13 protein-coding genes are annotated in these 18682 nt (G+C 60.6%); 7 read left to right on the top strand and 6 right to left on the bottom strand.

Going from position 1 to position 18682, the window contains the following annotated elements:
• The first annotated feature begins 118 nt into the window (after nt 1–118).
• From E3O56_RS20150 to E3O56_RS20175, 6 genes are all read left to right on the top strand, one after another.
• Entirely contained in the window at nt 119–1417 is a 1299-nt protein-coding gene (locus tag E3O56_RS20150) for an MdtA/MuxA family multidrug efflux RND transporter periplasmic adaptor subunit (protein WP_248128881.1), read from the top strand.
• On the top strand, nt 1414–4515 hold the full coding sequence (locus E3O56_RS20155) for an MdtB/MuxB family multidrug efflux RND transporter permease subunit (protein ID WP_032875755.1): 3102 nt from the start codon (nt 1414–1416) through the stop codon (nt 4513–4515). The genes E3O56_RS20150 and E3O56_RS20155 overlap by 4 nt, the downstream gene beginning before the upstream one ends.
• Nucleotides 4512–7619 (top strand): efflux RND transporter permease subunit, encoded by a 3108-nt coding sequence (locus E3O56_RS20160; RefSeq protein WP_248128882.1) that lies wholly within the window; start codon nt 4512–4514, stop codon nt 7617–7619. Before E3O56_RS20155 ends, E3O56_RS20160 begins: the two co-directional genes overlap by 4 nt.
• Before the next feature lie 56 nt (nt 7620–7675).
• Nucleotides 7676–9103 carry an efflux transporter outer membrane subunit gene (locus tag E3O56_RS20165; protein WP_228309817.1) on the top strand — a complete coding sequence of 476 codons (1428 nt, stop codon included), beginning with the start codon at nt 7676–7678 and terminating at the stop codon, nt 9101–9103.
• Between the two features lie 299 nt (nt 9104–9402).
• The gene (locus tag E3O56_RS20170; RefSeq protein WP_032875746.1) at nt 9403–11499 is read left to right on the top strand and encodes an EAL domain-containing protein; all 2097 of its coding nucleotides are present in this window, start codon (nt 9403–9405) and stop codon (nt 11497–11499) included.
• 54 nt (nt 11500–11553) lie between these two features.
• Entirely contained in the window at nt 11554–12300 is a 747-nt protein-coding gene (locus tag E3O56_RS20175) for an SDR family oxidoreductase (RefSeq protein WP_032875743.1), read from the top strand.
• Nucleotides 12301–12308: 8 nt separating this feature from the next.
• Here E3O56_RS20175 and E3O56_RS20180 read toward each other — a convergent pair whose 3' ends face one another.
• The 4 genes from E3O56_RS20180 to E3O56_RS20195 form a co-directional block, all read right to left on the bottom strand.
• The gene (locus E3O56_RS20180) at nt 12309–12764 is read right to left on the bottom strand and encodes a hypothetical protein (RefSeq protein ID WP_032875740.1); all 456 of its coding nucleotides are present in this window, start codon (nt 12762–12764) and stop codon (nt 12309–12311) included.
• Between the two features lie 77 nt (nt 12765–12841).
• Nucleotides 12842–14251 carry a GntR family transcriptional regulator MpaR gene (gene mapR, locus E3O56_RS20185; RefSeq protein ID WP_005788562.1) on the bottom strand — a complete coding sequence of 470 codons (1410 nt, stop codon included), beginning with the start codon at nt 14249–14251 and terminating at the stop codon, nt 12842–12844.
• 533 nt (nt 14252–14784) lie between these two features.
• A complete protein-coding gene (ccoG, locus tag E3O56_RS20190) occupies nt 14785–16194 on the bottom strand; it encodes a cytochrome c oxidase accessory protein CcoG (RefSeq protein WP_248128883.1) in 1410 nt (469 codons plus the stop codon).
• A gap of 184 nt (nt 16195–16378) precedes the next feature.
• Nucleotides 16379–16618, bottom strand: coding sequence for a DUF3203 family protein (locus E3O56_RS20195; RefSeq protein ID WP_005788559.1), 240 nt, complete (start codon nt 16616–16618; stop codon nt 16379–16381).
• A gap of 118 nt (nt 16619–16736) precedes the next feature.
• Here E3O56_RS20195 and E3O56_RS20200 point away from each other — a divergent pair, with 118 nt between their 5' ends.
• Nucleotides 16737–17228, top strand: coding sequence for an MgtC/SapB family protein (locus E3O56_RS20200; protein WP_103734282.1), 492 nt, complete (start codon nt 16737–16739; stop codon nt 17226–17228).
• Nucleotides 17229–17238: 10 nt separating this feature from the next.
• On the opposite strand, the gene E3O56_RS20205 is transcribed toward E3O56_RS20200, so the two are convergent.
• Both E3O56_RS20205 and E3O56_RS20210 read right to left on the bottom strand, forming a co-directional pair.
• On the bottom strand, nt 17239–18246 hold the full coding sequence (locus E3O56_RS20205) for a M10 family metallopeptidase C-terminal domain-containing protein (protein ID WP_248128884.1): 1008 nt from the start codon (nt 18244–18246) through the stop codon (nt 17239–17241).
• A gap of 188 nt (nt 18247–18434) precedes the next feature.
• A complete protein-coding gene (locus tag E3O56_RS20210; protein WP_164699486.1) occupies nt 18435–18593 on the bottom strand; it encodes a hypothetical protein in 159 nt (52 codons plus the stop codon).
• Nucleotides 18594–18682 lie beyond the last annotated feature (89 nt).

The following is an 18682-nucleotide window of genomic DNA, read 5'->3' on the forward strand; positions in this document are numbered from 1 at the left end:
GGACTAAGATCAGACGTTAAAAGTTGTAAGCCCAAGGTAAATAGCCGGTAAAGGTGCTTTTCTAAACGCCCCCCAGTGCTTATCTTTCAGCCTCCCGAAGAAGAAGCTCTCATCCCCAATGGTTGATCACTCCATGCAATCCTCCTCCCGCAACTCCCGCCGCTGGCTGTTTGGCCTGCTTGTGCTGCTGGTTATCGCCGGCCTGTGCTGGAAATTCTGGCCCGGCGGCGCGGCTCACAAGGACGTTCCTGCGGGGCACACCGGCAAGACCGGCATGGCGCGCCCGGGCTTTGGCGGTTCCACCGGCCCGGTGCCGGTGCGCGTGGCGCCGGTGGTGCAGGGGGAGTTTGCGGTGTACTACAAGGCGCTGGGCACGGTCACCGCGCTCAACACCATTAATGTGCGCAGCCGGGTGGGCGGTGAGCTGGTGAAGATCGCCTTTGAAGAAGGCCAGATGGTCAAGGCCGGCGACCTGCTGGCAGAAATCGACCCGCGCAGCTACCAGAACGCCTTGCTCCAGGCCCAGGGCACATTGCTGCAGAACCAGGCGCAGTTGAAAAACGCCCAGGTCGATGTGGAGCGTTATCGCGGCCTGTACGCCCAGGACAGTATCGCCAAGCAGACCCTGGACACCGCCGAAGCGCTGGTCCTGCAATACCAGGGCACGGTCAAGACCAACCAGGGCGCGGTCGACGATGCCAAGCTCAACCTTGAATTCACCAGGATCCGTGCGCCGATCAGCGGCCGCGTTGGCCTGCGCCAGCTCGATGTCGGCAACCTGGTCGCAGCCAATGACACCACCGCCCTGGCGGTCATCACCCAGACCCAGCCGATCAGCGTGGCGTTCACCCTGCCGGAAAATACCCTGGAAACCGTACTGGCCCGTTACCACGCCGGCAACAAACTGCCCGTGGAAGCCTGGGACCGTAGCGACGTGAAAAAACAGGCGATCGGCGTGTTGCAGAGCCTGGACAACCAGATCGACGTCACCACCGGTACTTTGAAGTTCAAGGCGCGCTTTGATAACAAGGACCAGGCGCTGTTCCCCAACCAGTTCGTCAATGTGCACTTGCTTGCCGACACCTTGCATAACGTGGTGTTGGCGCCGTCGGCGGCGGTCCAGTTCGGCAACACCGGCACCTTTGTCTACAAGCTTGACGGTGACAACAAGGTCAAGGTCCAGCCCCTGGTGCTGGGTGACACCGACGGTGAGAACACCGTGGTCAAGGAGGGCCTGGTCGCAGGCGATCGCGTGGTGCTGGAAGGCACTGACCGTCTCAAGGACGGCAGCGAAATCGAAGTGGTCAACGAAAGCAAGGAAGTGCCGACCACGCCGACCGAACACCTGCAAGGCAAGCCCGCGGCAAAAGGGGAGACCGGCGCTGACGCCGGCAAGGCGCAAAAGGTCGGTTCATGAACCTGTCACGCCTGTTTATCCTGCGCCCGGTCGCCACCACGCTGAGTATGCTGGCGATTGTATTGGCCGGGATCATTTCGTACCGATTGTTGCCGGTATCGGCCTTGCCCCAGGTGGACTACCCGACGATCCGGGTGATGACCCTGTACCCCGGCGCCAGCCCAGACGTGATGACCAGTGCGGTCACTGCGCCGCTGGAGCGTCAGTTCGGGCAGATGCCCGGGCTGACCCAGATGGCGTCCACCAGCTCGGGCGGTGCGTCGGTGCTGACCCTGCGTTTCAACCTCGACGTCAATATGGATGTCGCCGAGCAACAGGTGCAGGCCGCAATCAACGCCGCCACCAACCTGTTGCCCAAGGATTTGCCGGCGCCGCCGGTGTACAACAAGGTCAACCCTGCCGACACCCCGGTGCTGACCCTGGCGATTACTTCCAAGACCATGCTGCTGCCCAAGCTCAATGACCTGGTCGATACGCGCATGGCGCAGAAAATCGCCCAGATCAGCGGCGTCGGCATGGTCAGTATTGCCGGTGGCCAGCGCCAGGCCGTGCGTATCAAGGTCAACCCCGAGGCCCTGGCGGCCAATGGCTTGAACCTGTCGGATGTGCGTGCGCTGATCGCCGCCTCCAACGTCAACCAGCCCAAGGGTAACTTCGACGGCCCCACCCGCGTGTCGATGCTCGATGCCAACGACCAGTTGGTCTCACCCCAGCAATATGCCGAGCTGATCCTGGCCTACAACAATGGCGCACCGTTGCGCCTCAAGGATGTGGCGCAGATCGTCGACGGCGCCGAAAACGAACGCCTCGCGGCCTGGGCCAACGAAAACCAGGCGGTACTGCTCAACATCCAGCGCCAGCCGGGCGCCAACGTGATCGAGGTAGTCGACCGTATCAAGGCGCTGCTGCCGAGCATCACCGACAACCTGCCGGCCGGCCTGGACGTAACGGTGCTTACCGACCGTACCCAGACCATCCGCGCCTCGGTGAAAGACGTACAACACGAGCTTCTGATTGCCATCGCCCTGGTGGTGATGGTGACGTTCCTGTTCCTGCGTCGGGTCAGCGCCACGATCATTCCGTCCATCGCCGTGCCGCTGTCTCTGGTGGGTACCTTTGGCGTGATGTACCTGGCGGGGTTCTCCATCAATAACCTGACGCTGATGGCCCTGACCATCGCCACGGGGTTCGTGGTGGATGACGCCATCGTTATGCTGGAGAACATTTCTCGCTATATCGAGGAGGGCGAGACGCCGATGGCGGCGGCGCTCAAGGGCGCCAAGCAGATCGGCTTCACCCTGATTTCCCTGACCTTGTCGCTGATTGCGGTACTGATCCCACTGCTGTTCATGGCTGACGTGGTCGGGCGGCTGTTCCGCGAGTTCGCCATCACCCTGGCGGTGGCGATCCTGATTTCGCTGGTTGTGTCCCTGACCCTTACGCCGATGATGTGCGCGCGCTTGCTCAAGCGCGAACCGAAGGAAGAAGAGCAGGGACGTTTCTACAAGGCCAGCGGCGCCTGGATCGATTGGCTGATCCAGGCCTATGGCCGCAAGTTGCAGTGGGTGCTCAAGCACCAGCCGCTGACCCTGCTGGTGGCCATCGCTACCCTGGGGCTTACGGTGGTGCTGTACCTGGTGGTGCCCAAGGGCTTTTTTCCGGTGCAGGACACCGGGGTGATCCAGGGTATTTCCGAAGCGCCGCAGTCGATTTCCTTTGCGGCGATGAGCCAGCGTCAGCAGGAGCTGGCGAAGATCATCCTTGCTGATCCCGCGGTCCAGAGCCTGTCGTCCTACATCGGTGTGGACGGCGATAACGCCACCCTCAATAGTGGCCGCTTGCTGATCAACCTCAAGGCCCACGGCCAGCGCGACTTGAGCGCAGCCGAGGTGATCACCCGCTTGCAACCGCAAATCGACAAGCTGGTGGGCATCCGCCTGTTCATGCAGCCGGTGCAGGACCTCACCATCGAGGACCGCGTCAGCCGTACCCAGTACCAGTTCAGCATGTCGTCGCCGGACGCCGAGTTGCTGGCACTGTGGAGTGGCAAGCTGGTGCACGCCCTCAGTCAACAGCCGGAACTCACCGACGTTGCCAGCGACTTGCAGGACAAAGGCTTGCAGGTGTACCTGGTGATCGACCGCGACGCGGCCTCGCGCCTGGGTGTGAGTGTCTCGACCATTACCGACGCGTTGTATGACGCCTTTGGCCAACGGCAGATCTCTACCATCTATACCCAGGCCAGCCAATATCGCGTGGTGCTGCAGGCTCAGTCCGGCGAAACCCTCGGCCCGGCCGCGCTCAACCAGATCCATGTGAAGACCACCGACGGCGGCCAGGTGCGGCTGTCGAGCCTGGCCCATGTCGAGCAGCGCCAGGCGCAGTTGGCGATTGCCCATATCGGCCAGTTCCCGGCGGTGATGATGTCGTTCAACCTGGCCCCCGGCGTCGCCCTGGGCAAGGGTGTGGAGCTGATCAACCAGACCCAGAAGGACATTGGCATGCCGGTGGGCGTGCAAACCCAGTTCCAGGGTGCCGCCCAGGCGTTCGAGGCGTCCCTGTCGAGCACCTTGCTGCTGATCCTGGCCGCGGTGGTCACCATGTACATCGTGCTGGGCGTGCTTTACGAGAGCTATATCCACCCGATCACTATCCTTTCGACCTTGCCGTCGGCGGCGGTGGGGGCCTTGCTGGCCCTGCTGCTCAGTGGCAATGACCTGGGCATGATCGCGATCATCGGCATCATCCTGCTGATCGGTATCGTGAAGAAGAACGCGATCATGATGATCGACTTCGCCCTCGACGCCGAGCGTAATCAGGGCCTGGACCCACAGACGGCGATTTACCAGGCGGCGCTGTTGCGTTTCCGGCCGATCCTGATGACCACCCTGGCCGCGTTGTTCGGTGCGGTACCGCTGATGCTTGCCAGCGGTTCCGGCGCGGAGTTGCGCCAACCGCTGGGTTTGGTGATGGTCGGTGGCTTGCTGGTGAGCCAGGTGTTGACGCTGTTCACCACGCCGGTGATCTACCTGTACTTTGATCGCCTTGGCCGGCGCTGGCGCAAAGAGCCGCAACGCCTGGAGCCGGTTGAGCCATGAACCTGTCCGGACCTTTCATTCGCCGGCCGGTAGCGACCATGCTGCTGAGCCTGGCGATCATGCTGCTCGGTGGCGTCAGCTTCAACCTGTTGCCGGTGTCGCCGCTGCCGCAGATCGACTTTCCGGTGATCGTGGTGTCGGCCAGCCTGCCCGGCGCCAGCCCCGAGGTGATGGCGTCCAGCGTGGCGACGCCATTGGAGCGTTCATTCGGTTCGATTGCCGGTATCACCACCATGAGCAGTTCGTCGAGCCAGGGCTCGACTCGGGTGATCCTGGCCTTTGATTCCGACCGCGATATCAACGGTGCGGCGCGGGAAGTGCAGGCGGCGATCAATGCCTCGCGCAACCTGTTGCCCAGCGGTATGCGCAGCATGCCCACCTACAAGAAGATCAACCCGTCCCAGGCACCGATCATGGTGTTGTCGCTGACCTCCGACGTGCTGCAGAAGGGCCAGCTGTATGACCTGGCGTCGACCATCTTGTCCCAGAGCCTGTCCCAGGTGCCAGGCGTGGGTGAAGTGCAGATCGGCGGCAGCTCCCTGCCGGCAGTGCGCATCGAGTTGGAACCCAAGGCCCTCGACCAGTACGGCGTGGCCCTGGACGATGTGCGCAATACCATCGCCAATGCCAACCAGCGCCGGCCCAAGGGCTCCCTGGAAGACGCTGAGCGCAATTGGCAGATCCAGGCCAACGACCAGCTGGAAAAAGCCAAGGACTACGCGCCGCTATTGATCCGCTACCAGGACGGTGCGGCCCTGCGCCTGGGCGATGTGGCGAAGATCACCGATGGTGTGGAAGACCGCTACAACAGTGGCTTCTTCAATAATGATTCGGCGGTGCTGCTGGTGATCAACCGCCAGTCCGGCGCCAACATCATTGAAACGGTCAGGCAGATAAAGGCCCAGTTGCCGGCGTTGCAGGCAGTGCTGCCGTCCAGCGTCAAGCTCAGCCTGGCGATGGACCGCTCGCCAGTGATCACTGCCACCCTGCATGAAGCGGAAATGACCCTGCTGATTGCCGTGGGCCTGGTGATCCTGGTGGTGTACCTGTTCCTGGGCAACTTCCGTGCTTCGCTGATCCCGACCCTGGCGGTGCCGGTGTCGCTGGTGGGCACCTTTGCGGTGATGTACCTGTACGGGTTTTCGCTGAACAACTTTTCGTTGATGGCGCTGATCCTGGCCACCGGGCTGGTGGTGGACGATGCCATCGTGGTGCTGGAGAACATTTCCCGGCACATCGACGAGGGTGTGCCGCCGATGAAGGCGGCGTACCTGGGGGCCGAAGAGGTCGGCTTTACCTTGTTGTCGATGAACGTGTCGCTGGTGGCGGTGTTCCTGTCGATCCTGTTCATGGGCGGGATTGTCACCAACCTGTTTCGCGAGTTTTCCATCACCTTGTCGGCGGCGATCATCGTCTCGCTGATTGTCTCGCTGACCTTGACGCCGATGCTCTGCGCCCGCTGGCTCAAGCCTCATGACAAGACCCGGCAGACCGGTTTGCAGCGCTGGAGCCAGAAGGTCAACGACCGCATGGTCGCCGGCTATGCCACCAGCCTGGACTGGGTGTTGCGGCACCGGCGCCTGACCTTGCTCAGCCTGTTGATTACCGTGGGGGTGAATGTCGCGCTGTATGTGGTGGTGCCAAAAACCTTCATGCCTCAGCAGGACACCGGCCAATTGATCGGGTTTGTGCGCGGTGACGATGGCCTGTCGTTCAGCGTGATGCAGCCGAAGATGGAAGTCTTCCGCCAGGCGGTGCTCAAGGACCCGGCGGTGCTCAGCGTGGCGGGCTTTATCGGTGGCAACCAAGGCACTAACAACGCAGTGATGCTGGTGCGCCTAAAACCCATCAGTGAACGCAAGATCTCTGCCCAGGCGGTGATCGAGCGTCTGCGCAAAGAGGTGCCGTTGGTACCGGGCGGGCGCCTGTTCCTGATGGCCGACCAGGACCTGCAGTTCGGCGGCAGCCGCGACCAGACCAGCGCGCAATATTCCTACATCCTGCAAAGCGGCGACCTGGCCGCGTTGCGCCTGTGGTACCCGAAAGTGGTCGCGGCGATGCGTGAGTTGCCCGAGCTGACTGCCATCGACGCTCGCGAAGGCCGGGGCGCGGCGCAGGTCACGCTGATCGTCGATCGGGACCAGGCCAAGCGTCTGGGCATCGACATGGACATGGTCACGTCGGTACTCAACAACGCCTACAGCCAGCGGCAGATTTCCACCATCTACGATAGCCTCAACCAGTATCAGGTGGTGATGGAGGTCAACCCCAAGTATGCCCAGGACCCGATCACCCTGAACCAGGTCCAGGTGATTACTGCCGATGGTGCGCGGGTGCCGTTGTCGACCATTGCCCATTACGAGAACAGCCTGGCCGACGATCGCGTCAGCCATGAAGGCCAGTTCGCTTCCGAAAACATCGCCTTCGATATGGCGCCCGGGGTGACGGTAGAGCAGGGCACCGCGGCCATCGAGCGAGCGATTGCCAAGGTCGGCCTGCCTGAAGATGTGATCGCCAAGATGGCCGGCACCGCCGACGCCTTTGCGGCCACGCAGAAGGGCCAGCCGTTCATGATTCTCGGTGCGCTGGTGGCGGTGTACCTGGTGCTGGGCATTCTGTATGAAAGCTATATCCACCCGCTGACCATTCTCTCGACCCTGCCGTCGGCGGGTGTTGGCGCGTTGCTGGCGATCTACCTGCTGGGCGGCGAGTTCAGTCTGATTTCGTTGCTGGGCTTGTTCCTGCTGATCGGTGTGGTGAAGAAAAACGCGATCCTGATGATCGACCTGGCGCTGCAACTGGAGCGCAACGACGGCATGAGCCCGCTGGAATCGATCCGCAGCGCCTGTCTGCTGCGCCTGCGACCCATTTTGATGACCACCCTGGCCGCCATCCTCGGCGCCTTGCCGTTGCTGCTCGGCACCGGCGATGGCGCGGAAATGCGCCATCCGTTGGGCCTGACCATTATTGGTGGCCTGGTCTTCAGCCAGATCCTGACCCTTTACACCACCCCGGTGGTCTACCTCTATCTCGACCGCGCGCGCCACCGCTTCAATGCCTGGCGCGGCGTGCGTACCGATGCTGCCCTGGACACTGCGCTATGACCGATTCAACCAAATTATTGTGGCGAGGGAGCAAGCACCCTCGCCACAACAACACAATGAAGTTATTGGCCGTGATGATGTGTGGGGTGTTGCTCAGCGCCTGCGCCATTGGCCCTGACTACAAGCGCCCGGAGGTCATCGAACCGGTGCAGTTCAAAGAAGCCCAGGGCTGGCGCCAGGCCAACCCCAGCGATTCCCTGGCCCGTGGCGCCTGGTGGGAGCTGTATGGCGACCGCCAACTCAATGAGCTGGTAGAGCGCCTCAACACGTCCAACCAGACCGTTGCCCAGGCCGAAGCGCGCTTTCGCCAGGCCAAGGCGCTGGTGCGCAGTTCCCGCGGGGCGTTTTACCCCAGCGTCGACCTGAGCGTGGGTAAAACCCGCGCCAGCCAGGGTACCGGCAGCAGCAGCGCCAGCCTCAGCAGTTCCAGCAGTGGTATCCGCGACACCCTCAATGCGCAGTTGGGCGTGAGTTGGGAAGCCGATATCTGGGGCAAGTTGCGCCGTGGACTAGAGGCCAATGAAGCCAGCGCCGAGGCCAGCTCGGCAGACCTGGCCGCGATGCGCCTGAGCCAACAGTCGGAACTGGTGCAGAGCTACCTGCAACTGCGGGTCATGGACGAACAGACGCGCCTGTTGCAAGCCACCCTGGACACCTACCAGCGTTCATTGAAAATGACCGAAAACCAGTACCGTGCCGGGGTGGCCGGCAAGGATGCCATCGCCCAGGCGCAAACTCAGCTCAAGACCACTCAGGCCAGCCTGATCGACCTGATCTGGCAGCGCGCCCAACTGGAAAACGCCATTGCCGTGCTGATCGGCGAAGCCCCGGCCAACTTCAACCTGGCGGTGAGCAAAGACATTCCGGCGCTGCCGCAAATACCAGTGAGCCTGCCGTCCCAGTTGCTGGAACGTCGCCCCGATATTGCCTCGGCCGAACGCTCGGTGATCGCCGCCAACGCCAACATCGGCGTGGCCAAGGCGGCCTATTACCCGGATCTCAGCCTGAGCTTGCAGGGCGGCTACTCCAGCAGCACGTATGAAGATTGGATCAGCCTGCCGAACCGCTTCTGGTCGGTGGGGCCGAAACTGGCGATGACCCTGTTCGATGGCGGCCAGCGCTCGGCGGAAGTCGACCGCACCGTGGCCAGCTATGACGAGACCGTGGCCAAGTACCGCCAGACCGTACTGGATGGGTTCCGTGAAGTGGAAAACTACATGGTGCAACTCAAGGTGCTGGCGGACGAAGCTGTGGTCAGCAATGAAGCGCTGGAATCGGCGCGTGAGTCGTTGCGCTTGACCGAGAACCAGTACAAGGCGGGTCTGATCGCTTACCTGGATGTGGTGACTGTGCAGGCGACGGCCTTGAGCAACGAGCGCACCGTGTTGACCTTGTTGCAGTCGCGGCTGGTGGCGAGTGTGCAGTTGATTGCGGCGTTGGGTGGTGGCTGGGACGGCCAGACGTCTCTGGCCGAGAAGGAGTGAGCGAATACCTGGGCATCCTGTAGGAGCGAGCTTGCTCGCGAAGAACACACAGACACCGCGTTTCCCCCGGTTTCGCACGTCATCGTTGACGATCTTCGCGAGCAAGCTCGCTCCTACAGTGGGGAGGCCCCTTTCCACAGGTATTGAAAAATACCCGCATTAAGCCAGCAGATTGACGCCAAAAAATGACTAATGGCTATCTGCTTAATTAATCACCTGCCCCAGAATCATTCTCGCTACAATCGCCCGCTTTGCCACCCGGCATGGGCTTTTACGCCCTGTTGCCTGCGAGAAGCCCCATGTTGATCGGTAGCTATTCAACCTCCCTGGTCGTGATTTCCCTGTGCGTTGCAATGCTGGCGTCCTACACCGCGTTGGACCTGGCCGGGCGTATCGCTACGACGAAGGGGCGTGCCGTTTACCTATGGATTACCGGCGGCGCAGCAGCCATGGGCGTGGGCATCTGGTCCATGCACTTTATCGGCATGTTGGCCCTGCGCCTGCCGTTTGCCCTCGGGTTTGACCTGGGCATCACTGCGCTGTCGCTGTTGATCGCTGTGTTATCCAGTGGCTTCGCCTTATGGCTGGTCAGCCAGCCACGTCTGCCGGCCTGGCAACTGGCGTTCGGTGCGCTGGTGATGGGTGCCGGTATCGCCAGCATGCACTACACCGGCATGGCAGCGATGCGCATGACCCCGGGTATCGACTACGACCCGACCTTGTTCGGCGCTTCGTTGTTGATCGCGGTAATGGCCTCCGGCGCCGCGCTGTGGATCGCCTTCAACCTGCGTCGCAATACGCCTTACGTGCGCCTGGCGCGGGGTGCGGCGGCGGTGGTGATGGGCGTGGCCATTGTCGGCATGCACTACACCGGGATGGCCGCGGCGCAGTTTGCCGATGACAGTTTCTGCGGTGCCGCGCTAACGGGCTTGAGCGGCAAGGGCCTGGATAACCTGGTCTTGGTGACCTCCCTTGCGGTGTTGGTCATAGCGTTGTTGACCTCCTTGCTGGATGCCCGCCTGGAGGCGCGCACCGCTGTACTCGCCGATTCCTTGACCCTGGCCAACCAGGAACTGACCCACCTGGCACTGCACGACATGCTCACCGGCTTGCCCAATCGCACACTGCTGGCGGATCGCATTCAACAAGGCATTCAGGCGGTGTACGAGCAGGGCGGTTGCTTTGCGCTGATGTTTATCGACCTGGACGGCTTCAAGCCGGTCAACGATGCCTTCGGTCATCACATGGGCGATCAACTGCTGCGCGAGGTTGGCCTGCGTCTGCGCGAGGACTTGCGCAGCCAGGACACCCTGGCCCGTATTGGCGGTGACGAGTTCGTGTTGCTGGTGCAATTGACCCAGCCGGACGATGCCATGGGCCTGGCCGAGCGTCAGGTCGGTCTGATCAACCGCGCTTTCACGGTGGCCGAGCATGAGCTGAAAATCTCCGCGAGTATCGGTATCGCCATGTTCCCGGGCAACGGTAATAACCCCCAGGAGCTGTTGATGAACGCCGACGCGGCGATGTATCACGCCAAGGGCATGGGCAAGAACGGCTACAGCTTCTTCGATGCGTCAATGAACACCAATGCGCGCAAGCAACTGCAATTGTTGCAGGACCTGCGCAATGCCCTTGAACTCGGCGAGTTTCGCTTGTATTACCAACCAAAGTTCGATGCGGTGAGCGGTATTGCCGTGGGGGCCGAGGCGTTGTTGCGCTGGGAGCATCCGCAACAGGGCTTGTTGCTGCCGGCAGCTTTTATCGCGCTGGCGGAGAAAACCGGGCTGATCATTGCCATCGGTGAATGGGTACTCGACGAAGCCTGCCGCCAGATGAGCCTGTGGTACGCACAGGGTTATCAGAGCTGGCGCATCGCCGTGAATCTTTCGGCGCTGCAGTTCTGTCATGCCGGGTTGGTCAACAGTGTTGCGGCTGCTCTGGAGCGCCACCAATTACCCGCCAACAGCCTCACGCTGGAGATCACCGAGACCACTGCCATGAGCGATGCCGATGCGAGCATGACGGTATTGCAGCAGCTCTCGGACATGGGCGTGGACCTGTCCATCGATGACTTTGGCACCGGTTACTCCAGCCTGATGTACCTCAAGCGCCTGCCGGCCAACGAGTTGAAGATCGACCGCGGCTTTGTACGCGACCTGGAGCACGACAGCGACGACGCCGCCATCGTCTCGGCCATTGTCGCCCTCGGCCAGGCCCTGGACTTGCGGATCGTTGCCGAAGGCGTGGAAACCGATGCGCAGCAAAATTTCCTTACCCGCCTGGGGTGTGATTCCTTGCAAGGCTATTTGTTGGGGCATCCATTGCCGGCCGACAATTTCATGGCAAACATCCTCGCCGGCGAAGATGCGCCAGCGCCTGACAAAAGCCATCAGTGACGGGTATTCTTGGATCCAACCCTAACCATCAGGTTGAATCAGGAGACCGTAGCCATGGACAAAGTCGTCATCATCACCGGAGGCAGCCGCGGGATTGGCGCCGAGACGGCCTTGCTGGCTGCTCGCGAAGGTTATCGCATCTGCATTAACTATCAGTCGGACGAGAAGGCTGCCCATGCCGTGCTTGAACAAGTGCGCGGCCTCGGCGCCCAGGCCATTGCGGTGCGCGCTGATGTCAGCATCGAAGATGAAGTGATAGCGCTGTTCAATCGCGTGGATGCCGAATTGGGGCGTGTCACGGCGCTGGTCAACAACGCCGGTACTGTGGGGCAAAAGTCGCGGGTCGACGAGATGTCCGAGTTTCGTATCCTGAAGATCATGAAGACCAACGTGCTGGGCCCGATCCTGTGCGCCAAGCACGCGGTGCTGCGTATGTCGCCTCGGCATGGCGGGCAGGGTGGCAGTATCGTCAACGTGTCCTCGGTGGCGGCGCGGCTGGGGTCGCCAGGTGAGTATGTGGACTACGCTGCGTCCAAGGGCGCTCTGGATACCTTCACCCTCGGTCTGTCCAAAGAAGTCGCAGGTGAAGGCATTCGAGTCAACGCGGTACGCCCTGGTTATATCTTTACCGATTTCCACGCCCTGAGCGGCGACCCGGACCGCGTCAGCAAGTTGGAGTCCGGTATCCCCATGGCGCGTGGCGGGCGTCCGGATGAAGTGGCTGAGGCGATTATCTGGTTGCTGTCGGACAAGGCCTCATACGCCACCGGCACCTTTTTAGACCTAGGGGGCGGACGCTGAAAAGCAGCTTACTGCCCGAGGTTTTGCAGCACGTCGTAGCCGTTTTCCGCGAATGCTACAAGTAGACGGGCTTCTGAGTTCTTTCGGGTGGAATAGCCGGCGTTGTGAAAGCCATTGATCTTGCCGTCGTGTCGTTCGCTGTTACCGACGCGGCGATCATTCACATTGTCGAGGACGTTAATCACTCTCGCCAGGTTATAGGCCGCGTGGGCCCTGGCCTTGGCATCAGGGTTGGCGAATGTCCAGTCCCCCAGTCGGCGCTTGAGCAAGTCTGTCACCGGGTAGCTATCGCGGCGCTTGAACAGGTGCTTGAGCGCAGGATTGGCGTTGATGATCTGCCGGGTGGTACGACGGTCACCGACGGGAGGTTCTTCGGGCGCAGTCGGCGCAATAAGCCAGTTATTTTCAGGGCGACCTTCGCCAAGCCGATAGGCGGTCGATGCCGCAAGAGGGTTGATGCGCATGACGATCTCGACATGAGGATAGGCATAGCTAGGTGGTTCCTGATGGCACACGGTTCCACGGGCTGTGTTTCTCGCCGTTAAAAAGACCGCACTATCCGCCCCAGCGTCTCCATGGCCTTTTCCGAGGCTTCGTTCCATGGGCTGCCATAGTTCAAGCGTATGCAGTTTCTGAAGCGCTGGGTCGCTGAAAAAATCGGCCCCGGTGCGATGCTGATGCCTTGGGCCAGGGCCATCTGGAACAATTTCAGCGAGTCGGTTTGCTCCGGCAATTCCAACCACAGAAAATAACCGCCCGCTGGCTGGCTGACCCGTGTCTGGGCCGGGAAGTAGCGGGCGATGGCCGCCAGCATGGCGCTTTGCTGTTCTTCCAGGGCATAGCGCAATTTGCGCAGATGCCGGTCATAACCGCCGTGTTGCAGGTAGTCGGCAATCGCCGCCTGGGCCGGCATCGACGGGCACAGCGAGGTCATCAGTTTCAGGCGCTCGACCTTCTGCGCAAAGCGCCCGGCCGCGACCCAGCCGACGCGGTAGCCCGGTGCCAGGCTCTTGGCAAAGGAACCGCAGTGCATCACCAGCCCTTCGGTATCAAACGCCTTGGCCGGTTTTGGCGCGTGTTGCCCGTAGTACAACTCGGCATAGACATCATCTTCGATCAACGGCACCTGATGGCTGCGCAACAGCTCTACCAGCGCCTGTTTTTTTGCTTCGGGCAGGGTGGCGCCCATGGGGTTCTGGAAGCTGGTCATGGTCCAGCAGGCCTTGATTGGGTAGCGCTCAAGACTTTGTGCCAAGGCGTTCAGGTCAATACCATCGCGCGGGTGCACCGGGATTTCCACGGCCTTGAGTTTCAGGCGTTCCAGCACTTGCAGGCAGGCGTAGAACGCCGGTGCCTCGATCGCAACCAGGTCGCCCGGTTCAGTCACGGCTTGCAGGCACAGGTTCAGCGCTTCGAGGGCACCGTTGGTAATCAGCAGCTCCTCCATGGGCAGCATCAGGCCGCCGACCATGTAGCGCAGGGCAATCTGTCGGCGCAGTTGCGGGTTGCCCGGCGACATGTCGGTGACCACCAGGCGCGGGTCCATTTCGCGGCTGGCGCTGGCCAGGGAGCGGGCCAGGCGCGGCAACGGGAACAGCATCGGGCTGGGGAAGGCCGAGCCGAAGGGCACTGTATTAGGGTCTTTGATGGAGTCGAGTACCGAAAACACCAATTCACTGACGTCCACATGGGTGGACTCATGCACCTGCTCGCTCACCACTGGCTCGGAAAACGGGCTCGGCGCATGGGTGTTGACGAAGTAGCCCGAACGCGGCCGCGCGCGAATCAGGCCACGGCGTTCCAGCAAGTAATACGCTTGGAACACGGTAGACGGGCTGACGCCGTAGGTCTGGCTGGCATAGCGCACCGACGGTACGCGCTGACCTGGGCCAAGGACGCCGGAGCGGATCAGTTCTGCGATGTCATCGGCGAATTTTTCGTAGCGTTTCATGGCAGCCTTAAACAGTTTTCAGTCTGTACGCCGGGTAAGTGTGTGTGGGAGCTTGCCCGCGATTAGCATAGGTATCTACACATTTTTGGTACGGCGCTGTACCTGTGGCGAGGGAGCTTGCTCCCGTGACGACCAGTCAGCCAGCGCATATCTATCTGATGCTCCGAGATCCAAATGTGGGAGCGGGCTTGCTCGCGAAGGCGGCCAGGCAGCCGACACAGTTATACCGAGTACATATCCATTGCTGCGGTAACGGCCACTTATGGTTCCGCTCTTACAGCGGGTCACTTTCGAAAAGCCGGAATGCCGGCCCAGAATCCCTGTCGAATTCCGGCCAGCGCGGTTTGACGGGGCGCTTAAGATCAAAAACAGATCAAGATCAAGAGCGGCTCGCTCCGCATCGTAGTTACCGTCGGCTTCTACAACCTAAAAAATTGTGTAGATACCTATGTCCCGATGAGGGGGGGTCAGTAACCAAAACTGTTCTGACCCACCGCTATCGGGAGCAAGCCCCCTCCCACATTGGCGGATTGTCAGCGGTTCAACGGCGCGACGAAGCGACTGTCTGCGGCGCTGTAGATCCAGGGCTCATCCACATCTGTCACCTTGAAGCGCAGGCTCTGCGAGCTGCTCGCCGGCTTCTCGGCCAGCAGTGCCACTGACACCGGCATATCGACGATTTCTCCGGGCGCCAGGCTGATCCGGGTCTTGCCTTGCAACTGGAACCCGTCGGCATCCACCAGTTCCACCCGGTAGTCCTGGCGTTGCTGGGTCTTGTTGATGACCTTGAGGCTGTAGATGTTCTCGATCAAACCCTGGCTGTTTTCGCGAAACATGCCGCGGTCCTTGGTGACATCCAGCGACACCATCGGCCGTTCAATCAAGGCCACCACCAACGCGGCAATCATTACCAGCAGTACGGCACTGTAGCCGATCAGGCGTGGCCTGAGCAGATGAGTCTTGCCACCCTGCAGTTGGTGTTCACTGGTGTAGCTGACCAAACCCCGGGCATAGCCCATTTTGTCCATGATCGAGTCGCAGGCATCGATGCAGGCCGCACAGCCGATACATTCCATTTGCAGGCCGTCGCGGATATCGATGCCGGTAGGGCAAACCTGCACGCACAGCTGGCAATCAATGCAATCACCAAGCCCTGCATCGGCTGGCTGCACTTCGCGTTTGCGCGGGCCACGGCGTTCGCCGCGGGCGGTATCGTAGGAAATGGTCAGGGTGTCTTTATCAAACATTACGCTTTGGAATCGCGCATACGGGCACATATGCATGCACACCGCTTCGCGTAACCAGCCGGCATTGATGTAGGTAGCGCCCGTGAAAAACAGCACCCAGAACAAGCTCACCCCGCCGATTTGCCAGGTCAGCAGTTCGACGGCGAGAGGGCGGATGGGCGTGAAGTAGCCGACAAAGGTCAGCCCGGTCAGCACGCTGATGCCCAGCCACAGCGTATGTTTGGCTGAGCGTCGCGCGAGTTTGTTCAGGCTCCACGGGGCCGCCTGCAGCTTGATACGCTGGTTGCGCTCGCCCTCGGTGATCTTTTCACACCACATGAACAGCCACGTGAACGAGCTTTGCGGGCAGGTATAACCGCACCAGACGCGGCCGGCAAACACCGTGATCGCAAACAGGCCGAAGGCACAGATGATCAGCAGCGCCGAGAGCAGGATAAAGTCCTGCGGCCAGAAGGTGGCGCCGAAAATGTGGAACTTGCTGTGCGCCAGGTCCCACAGCACGGCCTGGCGCCCACCCCAGTTCAGCCATACGGTGCCGAAAAAGGCCAGGAACAGCAAAGCCGCTCCACTGACACGCAAGGTGCGGAACAGGCCGGTAAAGCTGCGGGTATGGATCAGGTTATCGCTGGATTTGGCCTTCACCTTCTTTGGGTGTATGGGCTCAAAGGTTTCCAAGGTTGGGATTCGTTCGCTCATGGTCGTTCGCTCATCAGCCTCCATCAGGCCAATGCACTATGGGCGACAGGCTGTTTGCATAACAGACTCAGGTATGGCGATATAAAGCGGATCAGATGGGCTGGATGTACCCATCTGCGTCAATGTGCTGAACCCCAGCGTCAATAAGGTGCAGCGATCGATCGAAGGGGCTGACGCAGATCAATTAAATCACCGAACCCGGTTCGTCGGCCTTCACATGCTGACGGCCATCGGTGGCGCCTTCAACCGTCAGGGCGTCCGCCTCGGCTTCGGTGATGTAGATGCGAGAACCCGCCAATTCCAGATAAGACATGGCTTTGTCGTGATCGGTAAGGATGGTCACCCGGGTGGCGGGCAGGCTTTGTTCCTGGCCGTTTTCGTCGAGCGTGAAGTAGCACAGATGATTTTCGATGCGTACGGTCATGACGATCTCCGTTTTGTGAACTGTGCAGCGTTAGGCGACTGCCATGCGCACGGGTTCCGGGCAACTGACTGGCGGTCTGTGCGGTCTATTCTTTACTCATAATAAAAGGAGCGCATCCATGGACGTCTGGTGGCAACAAGTGTGGCAAACCCTGCAAGCCGAGTTCGCCGACATCACCGATGCCCGGCAACTCACTCAAGTGACTGTGCGCCTGCTGATCGCTGCGATCCTGGGTGGCATCCTGGGTTTTGAGCGTGAACACAAGGGCAAGGCGGCGGGCGTGCGCACTCATATGCTGGTGGCGCTTGGCGCGGCGCTGTTCGTGCTGGTGCCGCAGATGTCCGGCAACCAGGCAGACGCCATGAGCCGGGTGGTTCAAGGGGTGATTGCGGGCATCGGCTTCCTTGGCGCCGGCACTATCCTCAAGGGCAAGGAAGATGAAGAGGGCCAGCATGTGAAGGGCCTGACCACGGCTGCCGGGTTGTGGATGACCGCCGCCATCGGGGTGGCGGCGGGCATGGGGCGCGAATCGACGGCAGTACTCAGTACGTTGCTGGCCCTGGCGGTGTTCAGCATCATGCCGAGAATCGTCAAGTTAGTGGAAAAGTGATACCCAGCCATCAGGTCACGATGTTGCTTTGGCGCACCTCACCAAACACCTTCAGTGCAAAGGGTGGCTTGCCTGGAGCATCAGCAATGACTACCACGCTGACTTTGTTATTGGGCGAATATTGAATCTGTATCTCCCCGATCGACTCTGGGCGGCGCTCAACCCATCGCAGCGGGGTGTTCAACTGTTTCTGAATGCCGGTCAGGTTCAGTTTGTCTTGGGATTTGAAATTCCGGATCTCTTGAGGAGACTCGAGTGTGGATTCACTGGCAGAGCGGAAGCTGTAGGTTGCAGAGCTGTCGTGGCCAGTGTCGGAGGCCGATGGCGGTGGCGTGGCATCTGCTTGTGACGCGTCGAGCTTTTCCTTGGCCAGCGAATCGCAGGTATTGCTTAAGGTTTTATAGGTCGAGTCCATCCTGGAATAGTGTTGTTTGATTTTGGCTAACTCTGCGAGTGAGTTATCGAGACGGCCAAAAGAGCTCGAGGCGTCGCCGTCAAATGCCCCGAGCAGGGCCTCGATATTTTTAAAGGCGAATTTATTCATTACCTCTTCTGTTGTTTTGTGCTTGGCTGAGTTCAGGTTCCTGGCACCGGCATTGAGCACGACGCTCATCTCTTCAAATTTTTTGCGGTTCGCTTTGGCGTCGGGCCCACGTAACGCTGCGCGCCTGTTTTCTGGCTGAAAAATCCATTCGAGTTCGGACTTGATCGCACGAGATTGGGCAGAGTCCGGATTGCCCTGTAGCGCGTTGATTGTTTCCGGGGTCAATAGTGTATGAGTATCGCTCACGCGTTTCGTCGCGTCTGCGTGTTGCTCAGGAGAGGTCTGATTGGAACGCGTGTCAGGCGATTGCTGTGCACGGTCCGGTGCCTTGGGCGTAACGGACCAGTTCGGGCCAGCGTTGAGCAACGCGTCCACCTGCTGCTGTGTGGGCCGGCCCTGAGCTTGGGCGCCGCTGGAGTGTCCAGGTGGCGATGGCTGCGTGCGGGAAAAGTGCTGAGGGTTGATAGTCGACATGGTGTCCTCGCGATAGGATCAGAACTTCCCATCGGAAGATGGGTTGAGTGCGAGGTAAATATATAAACCTGCAGTCACGCGAGCATTCAGGCTTGTTCCCAGTGTCTGTAGGAGAGTTCGATTTTTTGCGGCTCGCTCGAGTTGAAGAACAGCCTGGCCCCTCCCGAGCGAACCTCCATCATTGTGACTCAGACGATGACCGGCGGCGTGGTCGTGGGCGGTTCTTGCGCTGCGGGTGGCTCATCTTCAGGGGGTTCCTGCTTTGGCGCTGGCGTCGGCTCCGAAGGCGGCAAGGGCGGGGCATCGATATTCGGATCTTCGGGCTCAGGGGGTATTGGGATATTCATCAGTGTGGCCTCCTTTGTGCTTGGCTCTATGGGTGGACCATTGCCTTGGGGAATTGATTCCCCGCCCGGCGGCCACATATCCACCTGAA

Source organism: Pseudomonas sp. W2Aug9 (assembly GCF_023127755.1).
Classification (GTDB): Bacteria; Pseudomonadota; Gammaproteobacteria; order Pseudomonadales; family Pseudomonadaceae; genus Aquipseudomonas; species Aquipseudomonas synxantha_A.